The organism is Rufibacter sediminis (genome assembly GCF_014269285.1).
Taxonomy (GTDB): domain Bacteria; phylum Bacteroidota; class Bacteroidia; order Cytophagales; family Hymenobacteraceae; genus Nibribacter; species Nibribacter sediminis.
In genome coordinates this window covers 109,184-129,487 of the sequence record NZ_JACOAF010000001.1, presented here as the reverse complement: position 1 = coordinate 129,487, position 20,304 = coordinate 109,184, and the positions used below count along the sequence as shown (strand labels likewise).

The 20,304-nt window shown below is 52.0% G+C and carries 18 protein-coding genes and 1 other RNA gene; 14 read left to right on the top strand and 5 right to left on the bottom strand.

Annotated elements, in window-relative coordinates; all coding sequences use genetic code 11:
- Positions 1 to 232 precede the first annotated feature (232 nt).
- The 7 genes from H7U12_RS00570 (at position 233) to H7U12_RS00540 (ending at position 5,222) form a co-directional block, all read left to right on the top strand.
- Positions 233 to 1,324, top strand: coding sequence for a hypothetical protein (locus H7U12_RS00570; protein WP_186631241.1), 1,092 nt, complete (start codon positions 233 to 235; stop codon positions 1,322 to 1,324).
- A 361-nt stretch (positions 1,325 to 1,685) separates the two neighbouring features.
- Positions 1,686 to 2,093, top strand: coding sequence for an IS1 family transposase (locus H7U12_RS22925; protein WP_186631238.1), 408 nt, complete (start codon positions 1,686 to 1,688; stop codon positions 2,091 to 2,093).
- Positions 2,094 to 2,201: 108 nt separating this feature from the next.
- Positions 2,202 to 2,301: signal recognition particle sRNA small type (gene ffs / locus H7U12_RS00560), an RNA gene on the top strand.
- A gap of 246 nt (positions 2,302 to 2,547) precedes the next feature.
- Positions 2,548 to 3,204, top strand: a complete 657-nt coding sequence (gene fsa, locus H7U12_RS00555) for a fructose-6-phosphate aldolase (RefSeq protein ID WP_186631235.1) — start codon at positions 2,548 to 2,550, stop codon at positions 3,202 to 3,204.
- Positions 3,205 to 3,309: 105 nt separating this feature from the next.
- The gene (locus H7U12_RS00550; protein ID WP_186631522.1) at positions 3,310 to 3,513 is read left to right on the top strand and encodes a fructose-6-phosphate aldolase; all 204 of its coding nucleotides are present in this window, start codon (positions 3,310 to 3,312) and stop codon (positions 3,511 to 3,513) included.
- 121 nt (positions 3,514 to 3,634) lie between these two features.
- The gene (locus H7U12_RS00545; RefSeq protein WP_186631232.1) at positions 3,635 to 4,345 is read left to right on the top strand and encodes a cell division ATP-binding protein FtsE; all 711 of its coding nucleotides are present in this window, start codon (positions 3,635 to 3,637) and stop codon (positions 4,343 to 4,345) included.
- Complete coding sequence (locus H7U12_RS00540) at positions 4,335 to 5,222, top strand: glycosyltransferase family 2 protein (protein ID WP_186631229.1); 888 nt, start codon at positions 4,335 to 4,337, stop codon at positions 5,220 to 5,222. The genes H7U12_RS00545 and H7U12_RS00540 overlap by 11 nt, the downstream gene beginning before the upstream one ends.
- 189 nt (positions 5,223 to 5,411) lie before the next feature.
- Here the strand turns inward: H7U12_RS00540 and H7U12_RS00535 are convergent, their stop codons facing one another.
- Positions 5,412 to 6,272, bottom strand: coding sequence for a DUF6565 domain-containing protein (locus H7U12_RS00535; RefSeq protein ID WP_186631226.1), 861 nt, complete (start codon positions 6,270 to 6,272; stop codon positions 5,412 to 5,414).
- A 224-nt stretch (positions 6,273 to 6,496) separates the two neighbouring features.
- On the opposite strand from H7U12_RS00535, the gene H7U12_RS00530 reads away from it, so the two are divergent.
- From H7U12_RS00530 to H7U12_RS00515, 4 genes are all read left to right on the top strand, one after another.
- Positions 6,497 to 7,627: a DegT/DnrJ/EryC1/StrS family aminotransferase gene (locus H7U12_RS00530; protein ID WP_186631223.1), complete on the top strand. Its 1,131-nt coding sequence runs from the start codon at positions 6,497 to 6,499 to the stop codon at positions 7,625 to 7,627.
- A 167-nt stretch (positions 7,628 to 7,794) separates the two neighbouring features.
- Positions 7,795 to 8,808, top strand: coding sequence for a Gfo/Idh/MocA family protein (locus H7U12_RS00525; RefSeq protein ID WP_186631220.1), 1,014 nt, complete (start codon positions 7,795 to 7,797; stop codon positions 8,806 to 8,808).
- Positions 8,809 to 8,835: 27 nt separating this feature from the next.
- Positions 8,836 to 9,522 (top strand): class I SAM-dependent methyltransferase, encoded by a 687-nt coding sequence (locus H7U12_RS00520; protein ID WP_186631217.1) that lies wholly within the window; start codon positions 8,836 to 8,838, stop codon positions 9,520 to 9,522.
- Between the two features lie 99 nt (positions 9,523 to 9,621).
- On the top strand, positions 9,622 to 10,620 hold the full coding sequence (locus tag H7U12_RS00515) for a glycosyltransferase family 4 protein (RefSeq protein WP_206683842.1): 999 nt from the start codon (positions 9,622 to 9,624) through the stop codon (positions 10,618 to 10,620).
- 181 nt (positions 10,621 to 10,801) lie between these two features.
- On the opposite strand, the gene H7U12_RS00510 is transcribed toward H7U12_RS00515, so the two are convergent.
- The 4 genes from H7U12_RS00510 to H7U12_RS00495 form a co-directional block, all read right to left on the bottom strand.
- Positions 10,802 to 12,604 carry a T9SS type B sorting domain-containing protein gene (locus H7U12_RS00510; protein WP_186631213.1) on the bottom strand — a complete coding sequence of 601 codons (1,803 nt, stop codon included), beginning with the start codon at positions 12,602 to 12,604 and terminating at the stop codon, positions 10,802 to 10,804.
- 149 nt (positions 12,605 to 12,753) lie between these two features.
- Positions 12,754 to 14,226 carry a lipopolysaccharide biosynthesis protein gene (locus tag H7U12_RS00505; RefSeq protein WP_186631211.1) on the bottom strand — a complete coding sequence of 491 codons (1,473 nt, stop codon included), beginning with the start codon at positions 14,224 to 14,226 and terminating at the stop codon, positions 12,754 to 12,756.
- 130 nt (positions 14,227 to 14,356) lie between these two features.
- Positions 14,357 to 15,676 (bottom strand): polysaccharide deacetylase family protein, encoded by a 1,320-nt coding sequence (locus tag H7U12_RS00500; RefSeq protein WP_186631209.1) that lies wholly within the window; start codon positions 15,674 to 15,676, stop codon positions 14,357 to 14,359.
- Positions 15,677 to 15,757: 81 nt separating this feature from the next.
- Positions 15,758 to 17,077 carry a glycosyltransferase family 4 protein gene (locus H7U12_RS00495; protein ID WP_186631207.1) on the bottom strand — a complete coding sequence of 440 codons (1,320 nt, stop codon included), beginning with the start codon at positions 17,075 to 17,077 and terminating at the stop codon, positions 15,758 to 15,760.
- 219 nt (positions 17,078 to 17,296) lie between these two features.
- On the opposite strand from H7U12_RS00495, the gene ffh reads away from it, so the two are divergent.
- From ffh to H7U12_RS22420, 3 genes are all read left to right on the top strand, one after another.
- The gene (ffh, locus tag H7U12_RS00490; RefSeq protein ID WP_186631206.1) at positions 17,297 to 18,634 is read left to right on the top strand and encodes a signal recognition particle protein; all 1,338 of its coding nucleotides are present in this window, start codon (positions 17,297 to 17,299) and stop codon (positions 18,632 to 18,634) included.
- Between the two features lie 329 nt (positions 18,635 to 18,963).
- Positions 18,964 to 19,941 (top strand): glycosyl hydrolase family 8, encoded by a 978-nt coding sequence (locus H7U12_RS00485; protein WP_206683841.1) that lies wholly within the window; start codon positions 18,964 to 18,966, stop codon positions 19,939 to 19,941.
- A gap of 9 nt (positions 19,942 to 19,950) precedes the next feature.
- Positions 19,951 to 20,292 carry a hypothetical protein gene (locus H7U12_RS22420; protein ID WP_206683840.1) on the top strand — a complete coding sequence of 114 codons (342 nt, stop codon included), beginning with the start codon at positions 19,951 to 19,953 and terminating at the stop codon, positions 20,290 to 20,292.
- Positions 20,293 to 20,304: the final 12 nt, after the last annotated feature.

Genomic DNA, 20,304 nt, shown 5'->3' with positions numbered 1-20,304 from the left:
AAATTTTAATGAGAGACAGAGAAAAAGCAAATGTGTTCTAAATCATACTGGCTTTTTCATATTACATGTAAAAATGTTTTAACATTAGTTGCATTGCTCCAAGCAAAAAGTATATATTTCGGTTACACTCAAACGGCCCCCTTCCCGCAAGATTAACTAACTGGTAGCCACCTTTCTGTTAGATTAACTAACTGGTAATTAATATATTATTTTATAATTTTAACCTTCTTATATGAAGAAATTTTTACTCTCTGCGGCAGTTTGCCTCGCGTTCTACAGCCAGGCCTACTCACAAGGCTGTGTAGCCATCAGGAGCAACGGGATGATGTCCTGCTCGATGGAGCACCTAGGCGAAGAATCAGTTTCTAAGGGGTGGCAGCTGAATGTGGCCCACCGTTACTTTAAGTCGTTCCGGCACTTCAAGGGCGATGAGGAGCAGAAAGAGCGCCTGGAGCAGAACACAGAGGTCATCAACTGGCAGCACAGCCTCGACCTGACGCTGATCCGGCAGTTTGGTGACAGGTGGACACTGGCGGTAGGTTTGCCGCTGCTGTCTAACAAACGGTCCTCGCTCTATGAGCACGGCAGAACAGAACGGCACAACAGCAACTCGGCAGGCATCGGCGATGTCAGAATCACGGGCTATAGGTGGCTGCTCGACCCTCAGAAGGCCACCAAGGGCAACCTGCAGCTGGGACTGGGCATGAAACTGCCCACCGGCAACTACAACTACAAAGACACCTTCTACAATGTGGGCCCTGACAGAGGCGAGGAAGTACGGCCTGTCGACCAATCGATCCAGCTGGGCGATGGCGGCGTGGGAGCCATTACGGAGTTGAATGGCTTTTATGCACTGGGCAGCCACTTCAGTGCCTACGGCAACGTGTATTACCTCTTCAACCCCCGTGGCGAAAACGGCACCCGCACCTTCCGCGAAACCCTGTCGCCGTTGCGTGCCAACGAGGCTATCACCAGCGTGCCGGATCAGTATATGGTGCGGTTGGGCGTGAGCCGCAGTTTCTCAGGAAAGCTGCAAGGAGTGGTCGCCTCGTTGGGCGCCAGGATGGAAGGCGTGCCGGTGGAGGATGTCTTTGGCAGCAGCAAAGGGTTCCGGCGTCCGGGTTATGTGCAGTCCGTGGAGCCGGGGCTGAGTTACCAGATGAACAAATTCAACTTCTTCGCTACCGTGCCTGTCGCCTTTAAGCGCGACCGCCTGCAAAGCGTGACAGACAAAGAAGTAACTGCCCAAACCGGCAACTATACCCACGGCGATGCCGCTTTCTCTGATTACGCCCTCAACACCGGCTTCTCTCTCAAGCTTTAAGGTAGTTGTAGCAGCTACATCCAAATCAAAAGGCCAGGAGAGGTAGCTCCCTGGCCTTTTGATTTATAATGAAGTGCCGTCACACCGCAAGTACAACTCTATGTCATGAAGTTGACTTCTAAATATTGAAAGCACGATTTTACGACCTCTCTTCTGCCTTTTCTATTGAACATTCCATGTTTGTTTTCAGTGTCTTAGCTACTCTTTTTCCCTTTTGTTGATCAGCGAAAATGTTATCTAAAACAGATAAAACAAGTACCTAAGCTGTAGACAAGAAAATTGGTTAAGGAATAAGATTCCGGTAGTGGTTTAGAAAGTATGATGGGATAAAAGCTGGCAGCGGAGTGTCTAAGATGATGGAATGTTCGAAGTGCTCATCAAAGTAAACTGCCCCAGCTGCCAGAGCAGTGAGGTAGTGAAAAACGGGAAGAAAAAGAATGGCTCGCAGAACTTGCTGTGCCGATCCTGTAAAAAGCAGTTCCATGCCTCCTATAGTTACAACGGTGCTCATCCTGCCACAAAGCAGATGATATCGCGGCCTTCGGAGCGCAACGGCGGCATGCGCGACATCGAGGCGCTGCTGGGGGTGAGCAGGGAATATGTCCTGGACAACTTATGCAGACAGGCGGAAAGGCACCTGCAGCCGCCCTTGTTGGTGTTCTCACCAGCAAGGGCGGCTGGGAAGTCAATTCAGCTGCTTTATGAAAGAGGTTACAAAGAAGCTGTCATGTGGTTCAAGTGGCACTTGATAAATGCCTTGAAACCCTGACGCGAAATTTACTTTGCTGAGGATGAGCGTACTGGCGGGTTTTAGGGCTGTTTTTATAAAAATAAGCCAGAAACAGCTTGTGCTGAAAGAAAGTCTTCCTATCTTTGCAACGGCAAATCGGTACGGCCAGCTCCTGCTGAACTCCCCCAGGCCCGGAAGGGAGCAAGGGTAGGTGGTTGAGCGGCGCGATACTCGGTTTGCCGCTTTTTTTTGCCCATACCCCAACGGAACCGCTCCGGTTCCTGCTCCCAATACCCCTTCTTCCTTCATTTATTTTCTACCGTTTTACGCCTGTTTTCAGGAAAAGAGGCCTAAAACTAAGAGTCTCTTCGCAACGTTTTCTGCGCTTTGTTGACCTCAAGTGCTGGTAAGGCAAGGCGTTAAAATACTTGCGGCAGCCGTTCGGTTTTGAAACCATATTGAAGTAGATTTGTGTTTCCAAACCATTTCTACTATGAAATTTTTCATTGATACCGCAAATCTTGCCGAAATCCGCGAAGCCCATGATTTAGGCGTGTTGGACGGCGTTACCACCAACCCATCGCTCATGGCCAAAGAAGGCATTGTGGGGTATGACAACGTCATGAAGCACTACCAGGCCATCTGCGAGATTGTGGACGGAGACATCAGCGCCGAGGTAATTGCCACTGATTTTGAGACCATGGTGAAAGAAGGAGAGGAGCTGGCCCAGCTTCACCCCAACATTGTGGTGAAAGTTCCCATGACCAGAGACGGCGTGAAAGCCATCAAATATTTCACAGACAAAGGCATCAAAACCAACTGCACGCTCATTTTCTCGGCCGGGCAGGCCATTCTGGCGGCCAAAGCTGGCGCTACGTACGTTTCTCCGTTCGTGGGTCGTTTAGATGACATTGGGACCGATGGCCTGGATCTGATCGATCAGATCGTGAACATCTACCAGAACTACGGTTTCGCCACGGAAGTATTGGCGGCCTCGGTTCGTCACGTGATGCACCTGGTGAAATGCGCTGAGATTGGGGCCGATGTGGTGACCTGCCCGTTGAACGTGATCACCGGTCTGCTGAACCACCCCCTGACCGACAGCGGTCTGGCCAAGTTCCTTGCCGATCACAAGAAAGCGAACGCGTAAGTTTTAGAAATACAAAACCAGGAAGCAGAGCGCTTGGTCTGGAGAACCGGCTGCGGCTACTCTTCGGCTCCAACGCGCTGCTTCCTGGTTTCTAATGCATCTAAAGTGTACATCATCAAAGTAAAAGGCAAGGCCAAGATTCCGGATTACATTCAGCTGCGCGATGAGAACTTCGTGCTGATTGCCTACTTCCGGGCCGACCGGCCTCTGAAGAATCTGGACCGCTACGGCCTGGACAGCAAAGAGGAGGAACTGGCCGCCGTGATTGCCGGCCTTGAATTTGGCAAACTGCAGAAACTGGAGATTTGAGCCTGTTTTCCTGAAAGTACCCTGAATTCGCCGTGCCCGTCTCCTTTGCTGATGCGTATTTTTAATTCAAATGATTTCCGGCTGCCTCTGGGCGGTCCTTTACTTTACCACGTACCCCGCCATGGAATTCTCGTCTAACCCAGTGGTCTTGCTGCACAAAGTTTCTATTTTTCAGGATGTGAACACCATCTTGTCTGAGGTAACCTGTACCATTGAGAAAGGCGAGTTTGTATACCTGGTGGGCCGTACCGGGAGCGGCAAAAGCTCCCTCCTGAAAACCCTCTACGCCGATCTTCCCCTGAAGGTAGGCACCGCGCAGGTAGCCGGTTTCAACATCCATGCCCTCACCTGGAACCAAGTTCCGTTTCTGCGCCGCAAGATTGGCATCGTGTTTCAGGACTTTCAGTTGCTCTTTGACCGCACCGTGGCCGATAACCTCAAATTCGTGCTCAAAGCCACCGGCTGGAATGACAAATCCCGCATCAAGAACCGTATTTCTGAGGTGCTCATGCGCGTGGGCTTGGATTCTGTGACAAACAAAATGCCGCACCAGCTCTCGGGCGGCGAGCAACAGCGCGTGGTGATTGCCCGGGCCTTGCTCAACGAGCCGCTCATTCTGTTCGCCGACGAACCCACCGGAAACCTGGACCCCGACGTGACCCAGGGCATCATGGAACTGTTCCAGGAGATCAACAACAGCGGCACGGCCGTTTTAATGGCTACCCACAACCACCACATCCTGCAGCGCTACCCGCGCCGTATCCTGAAATGCGATAGAGGCCGCGTCCTGGATTCTTCGCGCGAAGAGTTTTCGCTCGTTGATGGTATCTGAGATATCTCTTCTCATTCCCGTTTACAACCAGAACGTGCTGGCCCTGGTGGAGGCGCTGCGCCAGGAAACCACTGCTTTTCTCATTCCCTGTGAGATCAGGGTGTATGACGATGGCTCCAATTCAGAGACGCTCCAGCAAAACAGATCATTGCAAGGTGTTTCCGGGGTGATTTACCAGGAACTGCCCCAAAACGTGGGCCGCTCCCAAATAAGGTATAATTTAGCACAGGAAGCCCGTTTTGAGCACCTCCTTTTCCTGGACAACGATGTGTTGCCCGTGCACCCAGATTTCCTGCATCGATATCTAACCCAGGCGCAAGGCGATGTGACCGTTGGTGGAGTTGCGTATCAGGCATCTGCCCCAAAAGGCGCGGAGCTGCGCTGGAAATACGGCAAAGCCCGGGAAGAGGCACCCGCTCACCTGCGGCAGAAGAATCCCTATCAGCGGGTGTTTACCAGTAATCTGCTGGTGTCCAGAAAGGTGTTTCTGGCCTGTTTCCCCAAAAACGAGCTTTCCGGGTATGGGCACGAAGACACGCTTTTCGCCTGGCGGCTAGAGCAAAACCAAATTCCGGTGCAGCACCTGGACAACCCCGTCTGGCACCTGGGCCTGGAATCCGCCGACATCTTTCTGCTCAAAACCCAGCAAGCCCTCCATAACCTGATGCACCTGCACCGGGAATTCAACCTCGGGAACCAGACCAAACTGCTCAGCGCTTATGCTTCCCTTAAAAAGTGGAAAGCTACCAAGCTGCTGCGCGAGAACAGTCAATGGTTGTTTCCGCTCCTGAAACGTAATCTGGTGTCCCGAAAGCCCAGCCTGCGCTTCTTTGACCTCTACCGACTCCTATTGCTGGACCGGTACTTGCGGAAGTAGCAGCGTTTTAGGCACCTTTTCCCAAAGCAAGGCACAGAGACGATGGCGTTTCAGGGCCCTTTTACCGGAAACAGGGGTAAAACAGAGACGATGGTGTTTTAGGCTTCCTTTTGTGAAACCAGCGCGAGAACAGAGGCAATAAAAAAGCCCCTCCGGTGGGAGAGGCTTCTTTATCGGCGATACACGTCTTTAGTTATCGCCCTTTACAACGTCACCTACTTTTTGGCCGGCTTTCTTCGCGGTGTTTCCCACGGCTTTTCCGGCATCTTTGGTGGCTTCGCCTACTTTGCTGTTAGATACGTCCTTGCCCACTTCCTTCACATCAGAGCCAATATTGGAGGCCTTGTTACCGGCTTTGTTGGCGTTTTTCATGGCCACGTACTTGGTTTTAGCCTTGGCAATTTCCCATTTGTCTTTGTCGCTGAGCTGGCTTTGGATGGCGTTTTTACGGTCATCCAGTTGGTTCCAGTATTTCTCTACCGTTCTCCAGTCTTCGTTACTGAAACCTGATTTGTTGGCTTCCACGTGCTTCACGAAGTCCTCATACGCGGTACGGATGTTGGTAGCGGTATAAGACGGGATCTTGCTTTCATCCATAGAAGACATGTCCACGGAAGAAGTGCCGCTGGCTGCCATGCCGGTGCCCTGGTGGTTCATGCGCCAGGTGTTGTATTGCTCCTCTCGGGTAGCCCAGGCCGTGTTGTATCTGGATTGCAACTCATCGTATTCTTTCCGGCGAGTATCGTCAAAGTCTCCTTCGTACTGCGCTACGGCCGCTCGTTTTGTTTCGTAATCAGTTTCCCACTGCTTCATCTGCGCCTCGCCGTCGGCCATGGTGGTGTCCCAGCCGCGCTGCACGTCAGACTCCAGCGTTGTGATGTGGTTTTTGTAGTCATCATAAGCCTGGTCTGGAGAAGAGGTGGTGGTAGTAGTGGTAGACGAAGCTGTCTCCGTACTTTCCGTGCGGTTACACGCAAATTGGGTAAAGGCCAAGGTGAAAGAGGCCGCATACACCAATGTATTTTTTTTAAGTGGATTGTACATTTTCATAGTCGTAAGGTTGGTTAATAAATCTTGGTACTTGTAATTGCTTTGAACGAGAACCATTTGGCGATGTTTCACTTTCGTATAAATACGTAATATGAAAATTTATATATTGTATTTTGTTAAGAAGTGGATAGAAGGGTGCGGTGCGGCTGAGATGGAGGAATAATCAGGGAGAAGTACGGATGGTTCGGGAGACAAAACCTATATTTGTCTTTTCTATTGAATCCATGAACCAGCTCCAGATGGTGGACCTGAAAGGTCAGTACCAGCGCCTGAAACCCCAGATTGACGCCGCCATGCAGGCGGTGGTAGACAGTACCGCGTTCATCAACGGTCCGCAGGTGAAAACCTTCAGCCAGAACCTGGCCCAGTATTTACAGGTGGACCACGTGGTTCCCTGCGCCAACGGCACCGATGCGTTGCAGATTGCGTTGATGGCCCTGGACCTGCCCGCCGGCGGCGAGGTCATTGTGCCAGCCTTCAACTACGTGGCCACTGCCGAGGTGATTGCCTTGCTGGGGCTCAAACCAGTTTTTGTGGATGTGCTCCCCGATACGTTCTGCCTTGACCCGGCCAAAGCCCGAGCCGCCGTTACGGACAAAACCGTGGCCATTATGCCGGTGCATCTGTTTGGGCAGTGTGCGCCCATGGAAGAAATCATGGACCTGGCTATTGCGCAGGAGCTGTTCGTGATTGAAGACAATGCCCAAGCCATCGGAGCGCAGTACATAGATGCCGAGGGAGTTACTTCTTTTGCCGGCACCATTGGGCACATTGGCACCACGTCGTTTTTCCCGTCCAAGAATCTGGGCTGCATGGGCGATGGGGGAGCCATCTTCACCCAGGACATCGACCTGGCTTCTACCCTGCAGCAGATCGCCAACCACGGGCAGCACAAGAAATACCATTACTCCCGCGTAGGCGTGAACTCCCGGCTAGATACTTTGCAGGCGGCCTTGCTGGATGTGAAGCTCACCCAGTTGGATGACTTTATCTACCGTCGGCAGAAAGCCGCGGGTGTTTATGATGCCTTTTTCGCGGAAGTGGCGCAAATCAGGATTCCGGCCCTGGCCCCGTACAGCAGCCACGTTTTCCATCAGTACACCTTGCAGGTGCCCGCCGAACAACGGGATGAACTGAAAGTTTATCTGCAGGAGAAAGGAATCCCCAGCATGGTGTATTACCCGGTGCCGCTGCACCTCCACGACGCGTACGCCTACCTAGGCTACCAAGCCGGCGATTTCCCGGTTTCTGAGGAGTTGTGCCGGAAAGTGATTTCCCTGCCCATGCATACCGAGCTCACCGAAGAGCAGCAAAATTTCATCGGTGAAGCCGTGGTCCGCTTTTTCAGGGGATAATTGAATAACTTGCTTCCTCTAAGGAAACGTGGTGCCTCTCGCCGCTCTGCCGACAAGCAAGCACCAGAACTTAGATAGTAAAGTATGGACAAGACGTCCTCAACATTGATCCGCTTGTTTTAGGGGTGTTTTCCCAAAACAAGCCCAAAACGAATAGCCGACATCTGATGTCAGAAAAGATAACCTTTGCCGTAATAGGAGCGGGCCACATTGGCAAACGCCACGCCACCATGGTGCAACGTCACCCCGAGGGAGAACTGGTGGCCATGGTAGATACTGATCCGGCGCGCCGAGCCGAGGTGGAGTCCTTTGGGGTTCCGTTTTATGGGAGCATCGAGGAATATTTCGCCTCCGGCCCCAAGGCCGATGTCTTGTGCGTGTGTACGCCCAACGGTTTCCACGCCCATCATGCCATGCTGGCGCTGGAGAACGGCTGCCACGTGGTGTGCGAAAAGCCCATGGCCCTGAGCAAAGCCGACTGTGAGCGCATCATCTACAAATCTCTGCAGACCTCCAAGCTGGTGTTCTGCGTGATGCAGAACCGCTACAGTCCGCCATCTTTGTGGCTGAAGGAAATGATCATGGAGAAACGGCTGGGCCAGATTTTCATGGTGCAGATCAACTGCTACTGGAACCGCGACGACCGGTACTACAAACCCGGCAACTGGAAAGGAAATCAGGCCCTGGACGGCGGTACGCTGTTCACGCAGTTCAGCCACTTCATTGACATTATGTACTGGCTTTTCGGGGACATCAGGAACATCAGCGGCCGGTTCATGGATTTCAACCACCAGCAGCTCACCGATTTCGAGGACAGCGGCCTCATTCAGTTTGAGTTCATGAACGGCGGCGCGGGCACGCTCAATTACTCCACCGCCGTCTGGGACAGCAACCTGGAAAGCAGCATGACCATCATCGGCGAAAAGGGAAGCATCAAGGTAGGGGGGCAGTACATGAACGAGGTGGAGTATTGCCACGTGCAGGATTACGTAATGCCGCAATTGCCGCCCAGCAGCCCGGCCAACGACTACGGCCACTACAAAGGCAGCGCCGCCAACCACCACTTCATCTTTGAGAACGTGATTGACACGCTCAAAGGCAAGACCTTCGCCACCACCAACGCCCTGGAAGGTCTCAAGGTAGTGGAGATTATTGAACGCATTTACGAATTGAAGAAGTAACGGCTTTCCGGCCACAGAAGATCCGCCATGTCAGTATCTGATTTTTACGACGACTATACCGAGCAGCAGTTCCAGAAGGGTATCCACATCCGGCACCGGACCATCCTGAAAAACCTGAAAGAAGCCGGCCTGAAGTCCGATTCCAAAGTGCTGGAGGTTGGCTGCGGCATTGGCACCGTCACGCACCTTATCGCCAAAGCCACGCCGCAGGGGAAAGTACTGGCCGTAGACATCAGCCCGAAGAGCATTGACATGGCCCGACGCTTCAACCAGCAGTTCAACCACGTGGAGTTCGCCGTCTCTGACATGACGGATTTCAACCGCCCTGAGAAGTTTGACTTTGTGGTGCTGCCCGATGTCATTGAACACATCCCGCTGGAGCAGCACCCCAACCTGTTCCAGGTGATTTCCCGCCATCTGCACAAGAAATCGGTGGTGGCCATTAACATTCCGCATCCGCTGTACCTGACTTGGGTGCGCGAGCACCAGCCGGAGTTGCTGCAGGTAATCGATCAACCGATTCACACGGATGAGTTGCTGCGTAACACCTACGCGGCCGGACTGTATCTGCACAAACTGGACAGTTATTCGCTTTTTTCCCAGGCCGAAGACTATCAGTGGATCCTGCTGAAACAACGCCTGGTGCCGGAGACGGTACAGCCGAAATCTAAAGTAGATCTGAAATTGCAGGACTTGTCCTCCAAGTGGCTGTAGCTTTTTCCACTGATTACCATTTCCATGCCGTCGCGTAAACCTGTTTTGCTGTACTTCTATCCTGCGCAGTCATCTTTTGTGGTGAAAGATCTGCGGCTGATGGAGCAGCAATACGAAGTACGCCACCAAGGTTTTCTGCCGAAGAAAAAGTGGCAAACGCCATTGGTCTGGTTAGGTCAGGTGCTCTTCCTTCTCCGTCACATCTGGCAAGCCGATGCGCTGATCTGCATGTTTGCCGGGTACCATTCCTTTTTACCGGCCCTTTTCGGGAAACTAGCCTCAAAACCCTGTCTGATTGTGGCAGGCGGCACCGACTGTGTGGCTTTCCCCAGCATTGGCTATGGCGTGTTCGCGAATGCGCTGCTGGGGCGATTCGCCCGCTGGTCTTACCAGATGGCGGCCCACATTGCGCCGGTACACGAGAAACTGGTGTGGCAGGACTATACTTATCAACCAAATGATTTTCCCCACCAGGGATTCCGTTTTCACTGCCCTGGGCTAAAGACGCCGCACACCGTCATTTACAACGGATATGACGCCTCGTTCTGGAAGCCAGATGCAGCGGTGGTCCGTCAGCCAAACACTTTTCTGACCGTTTGTGCCGGGCTGGACATGCGTTTTACCCAGCGCCTGAAAGGATTAGATTTGATGCTGGAAGTGGCCGCCAGAATGCCGGAGGCCACCTTCACGATTGTAGGCGCGCCAGACGGTTTCAGGTTCCCCAACCAACCTGCCAATGTAAAGCTGCTCCCTAAAATGCCTTTGGCCGATCTTAAATTGGTGTACAGTGCCCATACCTTTTACATGCAGCTTTCCCTATCTGAAGGGTTTCCCAACGCTCTAAGCGAAAGCATGCTGTGCGGGTGCGTTCCGGTAGTTAGCGGAGTAGGGGGAATGCCTGTAATTATTGGTGATAGCGGCTTCGTTCTAGAGAAACAGGATACGGTTTTATTAGAGCATTTATTAAAAGATGCTTTACGCTCAAATTCCCCAAAACTTGCCGAAAATGCAAGACAGCAAATTGCCCTTCGTTATCGGGAAGAAAGAAGAGAAAAGGAATTGCACTTATTACTCCAACAATTGCTAAAGCGGTCGTAGCTTCCTGTTAATGATAGGACCGCTCTGAAATTAACGAGATGCTCGTAAACTTTATCACGGCACTTTATCTTTGCAATCTGGATCAGTTCATCAACTAACTTTCTAATTTTAATAGGCAGATAATAGAACTGCTTAAACAAGCTTATATGTAAAGGGCTAATCATGCTGAGAATGGAACTGCTTAGCGCAGAATTTCCACATAGCCTTTGTAGTTTTTCTTCTGATCCTTGTTAGCTAAAAGGTAAAAATAGGAGCCTTCTTTAAGCTTTCCGCCGTCCCAATCATTTTTGTAGTTTCGGTTGTGGTACACCTGTCCTCCCCAGCGGTTAAAGACGGTTAATTCCCATTCGGTTCCATTGTTAGCACTCTCAGAGAGCAGCCCCCTCACAAAAAAGCTATCATTCAGCCCGTCAGCGTTAGGCGTGAATATGTTGGGGATAAACAGATCAATTGTACAATAAGTGACCAGTACCTCATCTCGTTCGGTACAAGCCCCGCGCTGTACTTCCACCCAGTAAGTTCCTGCCTTGTTCACCTGCAGAGTGGGGCCGGAAGAACCATCAGACCACTTCACAGTAGCATCCATTGGAGCTTTGGGGTCAAACAGTACCGATGAGCCTTCACATAAGGTGGTGTCCTGCCCAAGATGGATAGAGAAGGGATTGCTGAACTCAATCTTGACCTCGTCCCTGAAAGTACAATCACCCCTTGTGGCCTCTACCCAGTACGTTCCTCCAGCGGTGACATTCAAAGAAGATCCTGTGGTTCCGTTTGACCAACGTAAGGTAGTGCCGGGTAAAACGTCTGGGGTTAGGGTGAACGCCTTGTCTGTGCACAGGATGGTGTCCCTGCCTAAGTAAGGGGTTACACTTTTCGTGTAGTCCAGGGTCTTAGTTACCGCGAACTCTTCTCCATCCTGGTAGACATTCAGAGTAACGTATTGTTGCCCTTCCCTGGAGAATTGGTGGGTAGGAGAGGTGTTATTGGGTATCACCAGATTATCCAGTTTCCAGTGAAACCGATCATACGGGAAATTGAGGATCGGCTCAAATCTGAAACTGTTGGTTTTACAGTCAAAGGTGTAGGTAAAGTCTGGTTGAGGACAGTCAGATACCTGAATTTCATCAAAGTATCGGTTGCCATATTGATCAGTAGCGGTAAGGGTGTATTTACCAGGTTGATTCACCCGTAACACCGGTTCTGAAGAGCCGGTGCTCCACCTATAACTCGTAAAACCTGGGGCCGATAGACTTCTGACTTGTCCGGTTCTTAAGCAGAAATCCGGGCCAAGATCAATGGAAAGCATATCATAGGCGGCTTTAACCTCCTGCTTTGTCATTTCTTTGTTGTAGATTTTTACATCATCTATCTTGCCATGAAAATAGAGGCTTGGAGTATCTCCTTGTCTGTGGGACCCCACAAAGGTCTGGGGAACGCCCGTGTTTGATTTAGGGTAACCGGTCCTGACTCTACTTTTCAGTTTCTCACCATTCATGTAGAAGTGGGTGGAATCTGTATTGATGGTAATCGTAAAGAAAAACCAGGCATCAGAAGTTATGGTCGCAGTGTCTCTGGAACTGGTGATATGGGTGATGAGTTTTGGCACGTCATCTAACGTTTTGACTTCAATGGCAGTAATTCCATAATTCAGAGCAGGATTATCAGAGACATACAACACCCTGGAAAAAGCGTCAATGGTGGCGGCATTAAACCAGAAGCTGATGGTCTTGGGCAGTAGATCAAAACTGCTTGGAATGATAATATTGTCATTTTGGCCGTCAAAGGAATAGGCACTGTTGGGCCTGTTAAACCTATCCGTTGTTAATGTGGCTCCTCTTACCGTAGCATGGTAGCCATTACCGCTCACATCTCTTGCGTTTCCATCAAAGGGGAAATAGGCAATTAATTTTTCAACGGTAGTTTGGGAAAAGGAAGGAGAAGCAACAGTTAAGAGGGTAACCAATAAAATGTAGATTTTTTTCATTTAGAGAGATGAATGCAGGATACCAATTTCCCTTTGAATATAATGTTAAATTTAAATATTAAGAAGTAGTAATATACACGAGCCTGAGGTAAATACAAATGATTAATGTGTAATTATCCCTTGAGTTTAGAATAGGTATCTATAATGAATTATCTCCGGTGCAAGGTCTTCTGTATCCCGTTATTCAGCTCGGGGGAGACTTTCAATCCTACCGCTAACCCTCCGTATACAACGGTGATTAGGATTGAACGCACGGCAATATCCAGCACTAAATTTGGCAATTGCGGCAGCAGCCAAGAAGCCAGATACGCCACTCCGGCAATGAGCAGCAGCAGCAGGGAGTCCCACCCAAAGGGCTGCATTTTAAAAAAGTAGCCCACAAACGCGACCCGGAATACATTAATCAGGATAAACACGAGCATGGAGGCGAAGGCGGCCCCGCTGATGCCGTAGGGCGGAATGAGCAGGTAGTTGGTGAAGATGACGAGCGTCACCATCAGGATGTTCAGAATCAGGTCGTAGCGGTATTTGTGGGAGGTGACCAGGATCATGGCGTTCAGGCCAGTGGCCAGCTCGAAGATGCGCGCGATGCCCATGAACAAAATCACGTAGCGGCCGGCGCTGTATTCCTCCGGCATTAGCGCGAAGATATTGTCTACGTTGCCCCAGATCCCCAGAAACAGCAGCAACCCGATGAGCAGGTTCACGCGCGTCATGTTCTTGTACAGTTTGCGGAGCGCCGACATGTCCTGCTGCTTGAAGAGATCAGCTACCTGCGGACTCAGAATCTTGTTCATGGACCGGTAGGGCACCAGGATGGCACTGGTGATAAAGTATCCGGTGGTATAATAGGCCACATCAGACAGGCCGCGGTAGGCCATGATCATGGCGGTGTCGGTGAAGGTGATGATGGTGCTGGAGATGTTGCCCAGGAATGCGTACAAGCCGTACTGCACCACTTCTTTGATGGGCACAATCTGAAACATGTTCCGGCCCGGCTTCACAAAGAACTGCCGCAACCAAAGCAGGTACACAATGCAGATGAAGGCCGTACAGGAATTAGCGGCAATAAACAGAATGACAAACCCCTGAAAATCGATCCAGCCCCAGTAGAAGAGGGCGGCGCAGGCCATGGTGAGCACGCGCACCATAAAATCCTGGAGGAAGGTCTGCACGATGGTTTTGTAGAGCGAACGCAGGTAGGCATCCAGCAGCAGGAACAGCAGCGTGAAAAAGCTGAGCGGGATGATGTAATAATAATAATCCACCGCCAAAGGCGAGGTAACCCGGTACAAGTCAAATACGACGGGTTTCAGGAAGAGGAACAGCACCGTGACCACCCCAAAACCCAGCATGGGGATGGCCAGCATCAGGAACAGAAAGCCGTTGTGCTGCTTGTCGCGGTCTCGGAAGTAGGGGAAATAGCGGGCGCTGGTGTTGGTGAACCCCAAGGCGGCAAATTGCGCGAATACCGGAGAAACAGCCATCAAAAAACGGGTGAGTCCCACTTGCGTATCGTCTAGGAAATAGGGGAGAACAAAAACAGTATTCAGGTAGCCAATCACCATTCCCACGGTGGAGATGACGGTGTTCAGATAACTCTGCTTGCGGATGACATCCATGGAGTGCGTGCGGCGTTTTGGGGCTGATTTCTGGAAACCAGGCCCTAAACAGCCTCGGCCCGAAAAACAAAAATAGCAGCTTCTCCCGTGGCTTTCGCTATGCCGCTTAAAAATGAATGGCCACCGACTACTACTCCGTCAACCCAATCACTTCACCCGCGGTCAGGAAACACGTCTCGCGGTTCTGGAGAAAACGGGTGATCTCCTGAAAAAGCGGCCTTCCTGCTGACAAACCGTAGTCACTGAAATTCTCATTGTGCCACAGCAAGGTGAACACCCCGCCAAACCGGATGATCTCCTCCAGCATGGGCGTTAGGGCGGGCATGACTTCGGCGGGGGACAGTTGCAGGTAATTGGGGTGATTCAGGGTCACGTCCATCAGATTCAGCGGTACTTCCCAGACCGGCAGCATCCGCCGCTCCTTGAAGTTGAACAGCCTGAACGGATGACAATAGCTGTTCCGGAACCCGAAGTGCTCGGGGAACCCCAGGGTGCTGTCATACGCGAAGTTCAGTTCCTCCAGCAGGGCCGGGGTTTTCACCGGATCAAAACGTAGGTAATGGAAACGGTTTCCCTTAACGTCGGCGGGAAGTTTGTCGCGCTCAGCTTGCAGTTGCCGGGCGTTGGTACCGGTGCCGTGGCTGCCGTGTAGCCCAATCTCATGCCCGGCAGCCGAGATCCTTTTGATCTCTTTTTGGATTTCCTGGCTTAAAACGTCATAGTCGGCATTGGGGTGGCCGTCATAGGGTGCGGACTCGGGCAGGAAAAAGAAGGTGCCTTTGGCGTTCAGTTGCGTCAGTTCGTGTTCTACCTGTGGCAGGTTAAACCAGGCGTCCTTACCCGCAAGCTTTTGCTGCGCCAGCTTCAGGAATAAGCCAAGATTTCCTTTTTTGAGCGCCGGTTTCCCGGCCACTTTCCAGGCACTCTGGCAGAAATCAATGTCATGCGTGAGGCAGGTGGCAAACGGTTTTCCGTGCCAAAGCTTAGGTTTGATCTCTTGTCCGTAGGCGAGGGAAACAGCTTCGCGCAGAATATCGAGGTAATAATTAACCAGCGGTTTGGTGATGAAGCGGTGCCGGGCCTGCTGCGAGGCTTTGTAGGGGTAGCGGCCGAATTGATCCCGTTCGGGGCCGTAGAATTCCTGCCAGCCGCTCAACAGGTAAAATGCCGAGGCTACCAGATCATAGTGCACCACCACGTGGCCCTGCTCAGTTTGGGTAAACCAGGGTTGATCGGGGGTTTCATCAAAGAAGAGGGTGAGGTTGGTGCCCTGCCAGTCTTTCCAGACGGTCTGCACTGGTTTGGCTTGCTGCCGTTCAAAGAAGGTGCTGGTGGTGGAGGTGACCTGAACCCGGCTTCGGCCGTCTAACCCGTAACCTATCTCCAAGGGAGAAGGCAGGTGGTAGAGGCGCTGGAAATGGAAAAGGACGTAGTCAAAAATGATGTTCACGGGGAGAAAACGAAGCTCTTTCCGGTTCTGGTATAGGTTTCGGGGCTGTTTTCCGGAAAACAGCCCCGAAACGGAAACGCTTTAGTTGCCAATCAGTTTGGCCAATTGCTCGGTGAGCGAGCGGCGGGAGTACTGGGTGTAGTTGATGAAAGGCAGATCCAGGTTGTGGTTCACTTTCCAGCTTTTGCTCATCTGCATGAGGTAATCCAGCATCAGCTCGTAGCCAGAGTAATGGAACACCCGACCGGCCCCACACTCATCCAGTATCTTGTCCACGTCGCCGTGAATGGGCCCGATGCACATAATGGGTTTGTTGGAAGCCAAATACTCAAACAGCTTGCCGGTCAGTATCCCGAAGTTGTTGGGCACATCCGGAATGGCCATGAACAGAATGGTACTGGCCATGAGGTATTTGATGGACTGTTCGTGCGGTACGTAGTCAATGTACTCGGTGATCAAAGGCAAGCCGGCTTCCTCAATCTGTTTTCTGATCTCCGCTGATACTTTGCCCACGAACCGCAGCTTGTAGCGCATGAGCGGGTTGCGGGTCATGGTTTCACAGAGTGCCTGAAAGAACCCGATCACGTTGTAGGCCTCGGTGAGCGTGCCGGTGTAGGTGATGATGAACTCCTCAGACGAAGGCGTGGACGGATGCACGAAATCGGCCTCATCATACCCGTTCGGGATCACGTGGATCTTCTTCGGGTCAATGGTGGTGGATTTGTTCAGGAACAGACGCTTCATGTCCTCAGACACCACCACCACGGCATCGGCGTGCTCCAGCACCTCGCGCTCGTACTTGGCGTCCAGTTTCTGAGCCAGGGCGGTGTGGTTCAAGTCAGCGTAATAATAGATATCGGTCCAGGGGTCGCGCATGTCGGCAATCCACCGCAGGCCCAGCTTTTTTTTCAGTTTAAGACCGATGAGCTGCGTGGAGTGGGGCGGACTTGAGGTCACAATGGCCTTGATCTGCTGTTCCTGAATAACTTTTTTGGCGGCGGCGAACGCAAAGCTGTTCCAGCCCACGCGCGGATCTGGGATGAACAGGTTGCCCCGCAGGAACTTGAACAGCTTCTGTTTCCAACTTTCCTGCCCGGTATTGGCAAATCCCCCGAAGGGGATGTCTTTCTTGCCCGTCAGCTTTTTGTAGAATTCAAACGGCTCGCGGGTGGCCGTCCGTATCACGCGGACCTCGGCGGGAACCTCGGCTTGCAGCGTCTGGTCTAGCACTGGGTACGAGGCCTGCTGGGCATCAACGGTGATCACGGTGGGTTTCACGCCAAACTCGGGCAGGTGCTTCACAAATTTAAGGCAACGCTGTACTCCGGCTCCGCCGGAAGGGGGCCAGTAATAGGTAATCAGTAAAGCTTGCCGGGTGGTATGTGGGCCAGTTGATTTCAAAAGCTAATGGTCTACAGGTAATTGATGCGACAGAGCGAACGGAAACCGTTTTAGGGGTGTTTTACGCAAAAAAGCACAAAAACAGAATTCCCGTAAGCAACTGTATAGTTAAGTCCGAATATACGTACCTCTGGCTAAAAGATGGTGAACTTCCGCAAATTCTGCGTATTTTTGTCTTTGTCAATTCTTGTAAATAGCTAACTCAGTCATATATCCCACATGTTTGAGAATTTAAGTACCAAGCTGGACCGTGCCTTCAAGACCTTGAAAGGCCAAGGCAGCATCACCGAGATCAACGTTGCCCAGACCATCAAAGAAGTGCGCCGCGCCCTGGTGGATGCCGACGTGAACTACAAGGTGGCCAAAACCGTGACCGACAAGATCAAGGACGAGGCCATGGGCCGTGACGTTCTGATTGCCGTGTCACCGGGCCAGCTGATGGTGAAGATCGTGCACGAGGAGCTCACCGAGCTGATGGGTGGCGAGAAAAAAGACATCAATATCAACGGCTCTCCCGCCATTGTGCTCATTGCCGGTCTGCAAGGTTCCGGTAAAACCACGTTCACCGGTAAACTGGCCAATTTCCTGAAAAGACAGGGAAAAGGCGTTTTGGTGGCCGCCTGTGACGTGTACCGCCCCGCCGCTATTGACCAGCTGAACGTGCTGGCCGAGCAGGTAGGCGTGGAGTTCTACGCCGAGCGCGAGTCCAAAGACCCGGTTTCCATTGCCCGTAACGCCGTGGAGCACGCCAAGAAAACTGGCAAGAAAGTAGTCATCATTGACACCGCCGGTCGTTTGGCCGTAGACGAGGCCATGATGAAGGAAATCTACAACATCAAGGAGGCCATCAAGCCAACCGAGACCTTGTTTGTGGTAGACTCCATGACCGGTCAGGATGCCGTGAACACCGCTAAAACCTTCAACGAACGCATCAACTTTGATGGCGTGGTGTTGACCAAGCTGGATGGTGACTCCCGTGGTGGAGCGGCCCTTTCCATCAGAGCCGTGGTAGAGAAACCCATCAAGTTTATCTCCACTGGTGAGAAAATGGAAGCCCTGGACCTGTTCTACCCCGACCGGATGGCGCAACGTATCCTGGGCATGGGTGACGTAATCTCCCTGGTGGAGCGCGCCCAGCAAACCTTTGACGAGGACGAAGCCAAACGGATCAACAAGAACATCCGCAAAAACCAGTTCAACTTCGATGACTTCCTGTCGCAGCTGGAGCAGATCAAGCGGATGGGCGATATCAAAGACCTGGTGGGCATGATCCCGGGCGTGAGCAAAATGCTGAAAGACGTGGAGATTGACGAAAGCGCCTTCAAACCAATTGAAGCCATCATCAAGTCCATGACCAAAGAAGAGCGCCAGAACCCAGATATGATCAGTGGCAGCCGCCGGAACCGGATCGCGAAAGGCTCAGGCACTAACATCCAGCAGGTGAACAACCTCATGAAGCAGTTCAACGACATGCGCAAAATGATGCGTAGCATGAACAAAATGGCCGGCACCAAAGGCGGTCTGGCCAAGCTGGGCAGCATGATGGGCCGCCGGTAATTAATTGTTTGATTGCTAATTGTTGGTTGTTCGTTTAAGAAGACCAGCAGTAGAATTATAGAAAGCCCCGCACCACTTGGTGCGGGGCTTTTGTTTTGGGGCAGTTTCTGGTAAAACGGGCTCCAAACGGAAATAAACGTAACCTATTTATTCTCCTGAAGGGAACGTGTGGGCGAACGAAGTAGACCTTTACGCAAGGCTCGGCGCTCATAAAGGTCTAACACGAGCCGATGAAAGTTCTTAACTGGTGTACTTGACGTCTTTCCGTTAGAATAATATGGAGTATCTTTCCTGATAACCTTGCAAACCTTTCACCTGCCAGATAAATCATGAAAGCCACCGCTTCCTCCCGCTTGAAAGTACTTGTGCAGTTCTCCGTCACGGCTTTGGCCTTTGCGGGAGTCCTGAATTCGTGCGCGCCCAAAGGAAATCTCGCTTCGCAGACCAGCCAAACGGCCACTACTGGTAAAGGCGCCTACGCCACCAAAAGCTACCGCAATCTCTTCCAGGAGAACGGACATTCAGCGCAGGAAATCAAGGAAAAGATAAAGAAAGGATACCAGCAACTTTTCCACGGCGATTCTGCAACGCAGGCCATTTACTTTACCGCGGGCAAGAACGAGCGGGGGCCGCTGGCCTACATTTACGATGTCTACAACAAAGACGTGCGCAGCGAAGGCATGTCTTACGGGATGATGATTGCGGTGCAGCTGGACCAGAAGGCCGAGTTTGATGCGTTCTGGAATTATGCCATGACACACATGTATGTAGACACCCCCGGGCATCCGTCGGAAGGGTATTTTGCGTGGTCTACTAAACCCGATGGTACGCGCAACTCAGAAGGCCCCGCGCCCGATGGCGAGGAATACTTTGTGACGGCTCTGTACTTCGCGTCGGGCAGATGGGGCAACGGCGAGGGAATCTACGACTACAAAGCTTGGGCAAATAAAATCCTCACCACCATGCGCCACCACCCTGAAGTGTCCGGCCAAACCAAGTTCGGACCGCAGGTAAGTGGCCCGATGGTGAACGAAGAACATAAGATGATTCTGTTCGTACCCACAAACCCGGGCCGAAAGTTCACCGATCCCTCTTATCATCTGCCCGCTTTCTATGAACTCTGGGCCTTATGGGGACCTGAAGCCGACCGATCGTTCTGGGCCGCCGCCGCTGACACCAGCCGCGCCTACTTTCAGAAAGCCACGCATCCTGCCACCGGTTTAGCTCCAGATTACGCCCACTTTGACGGGAAACCAGTCACTACGCACTTCAACCCCAACTCGCACCTATTCGCCTATGATTCCTAGCGCACGGCCATGAACTGGAGCGTGGACTGGGCCTGGTGGCGGAAAGACCCGCGGGAACCGGAGTTGAGCAACCGCATCCAAACCTTCTTTGCGGGGGAGGGGCTTACCACGTACGGCAACATCTACAGCCTGGACGGCAAGAAAGTAGGGAACAGCCACGCCGCTGGTCTGGTCTCCACCAACGCCGTGGTGAGTTTGGCCGCCACCCATCCGGTGGCCAAAGAGTTTGTGGAGGCGCTCTGGCAGTTGCCGGTGCCGCATACCGTAGGCGACCGCTATTACGGCGGCTTGCTGTACCTCATGAGTCTGCTGCATTGCAGCGGCGAGTTCAGAATTTACGAACCCAGGTAGGCGCTGCTTTTA

Coding starts and splice junctions, on each gene's coding strand:
- H7U12_RS00505 (WP_186631211.1), bottom strand. CDS start 14,226: ATGGATGTCATCCGCAAGCAGAGTTATCTGAACACCGTCATCTCCACC.
- H7U12_RS22420 (WP_206683840.1), top strand. CDS start 19,951: ATGAACTGGAGCGTGGACTGGGCCTGGTGGCGGAAAGACCCGCGGGAA.
- H7U12_RS00570 (WP_186631241.1), top strand. CDS start 233: ATGAAGAAATTTTTACTCTCTGCGGCAGTTTGCCTCGCGTTCTACAGC.
- H7U12_RS00535 (WP_186631226.1), bottom strand. CDS start 6,272: ATGAAAATGTACAATCCACTTAAAAAAAATACATTGGTGTATGCGGCC.
- ffh (WP_186631206.1), top strand. CDS start 17,297: ATGTTTGAGAATTTAAGTACCAAGCTGGACCGTGCCTTCAAGACCTTG.
- H7U12_RS00530 (WP_186631223.1), top strand. CDS start 6,497: ATGAACCAGCTCCAGATGGTGGACCTGAAAGGTCAGTACCAGCGCCTG.
- fsa (WP_186631235.1), top strand. CDS start 2,548: ATGAAATTTTTCATTGATACCGCAAATCTTGCCGAAATCCGCGAAGCC.
- H7U12_RS00540 (WP_186631229.1), top strand. CDS start 4,335: ATGGTATCTGAGATATCTCTTCTCATTCCCGTTTACAACCAGAACGTG.
- H7U12_RS00545 (WP_186631232.1), top strand. CDS start 3,635: ATGGAATTCTCGTCTAACCCAGTGGTCTTGCTGCACAAAGTTTCTATT.
- H7U12_RS00510 (WP_186631213.1), bottom strand. CDS start 12,604: ATGAAAAAAATCTACATTTTATTGGTTACCCTCTTAACTGTTGCTTCT.
- H7U12_RS00525 (WP_186631220.1), top strand. CDS start 7,795: ATGTCAGAAAAGATAACCTTTGCCGTAATAGGAGCGGGCCACATTGGC.
- H7U12_RS00515 (WP_206683842.1), top strand. CDS start 9,622: ATGGAGCAGCAATACGAAGTACGCCACCAAGGTTTTCTGCCGAAGAAA.
- H7U12_RS00485 (WP_206683841.1), top strand. CDS start 18,964: ATGAAAGCCACCGCTTCCTCCCGCTTGAAAGTACTTGTGCAGTTCTCC.
- H7U12_RS00520 (WP_186631217.1), top strand. CDS start 8,836: ATGTCAGTATCTGATTTTTACGACGACTATACCGAGCAGCAGTTCCAG.
- H7U12_RS22925 (WP_186631238.1), top strand. CDS start 1,686: ATGTTCGAAGTGCTCATCAAAGTAAACTGCCCCAGCTGCCAGAGCAGT.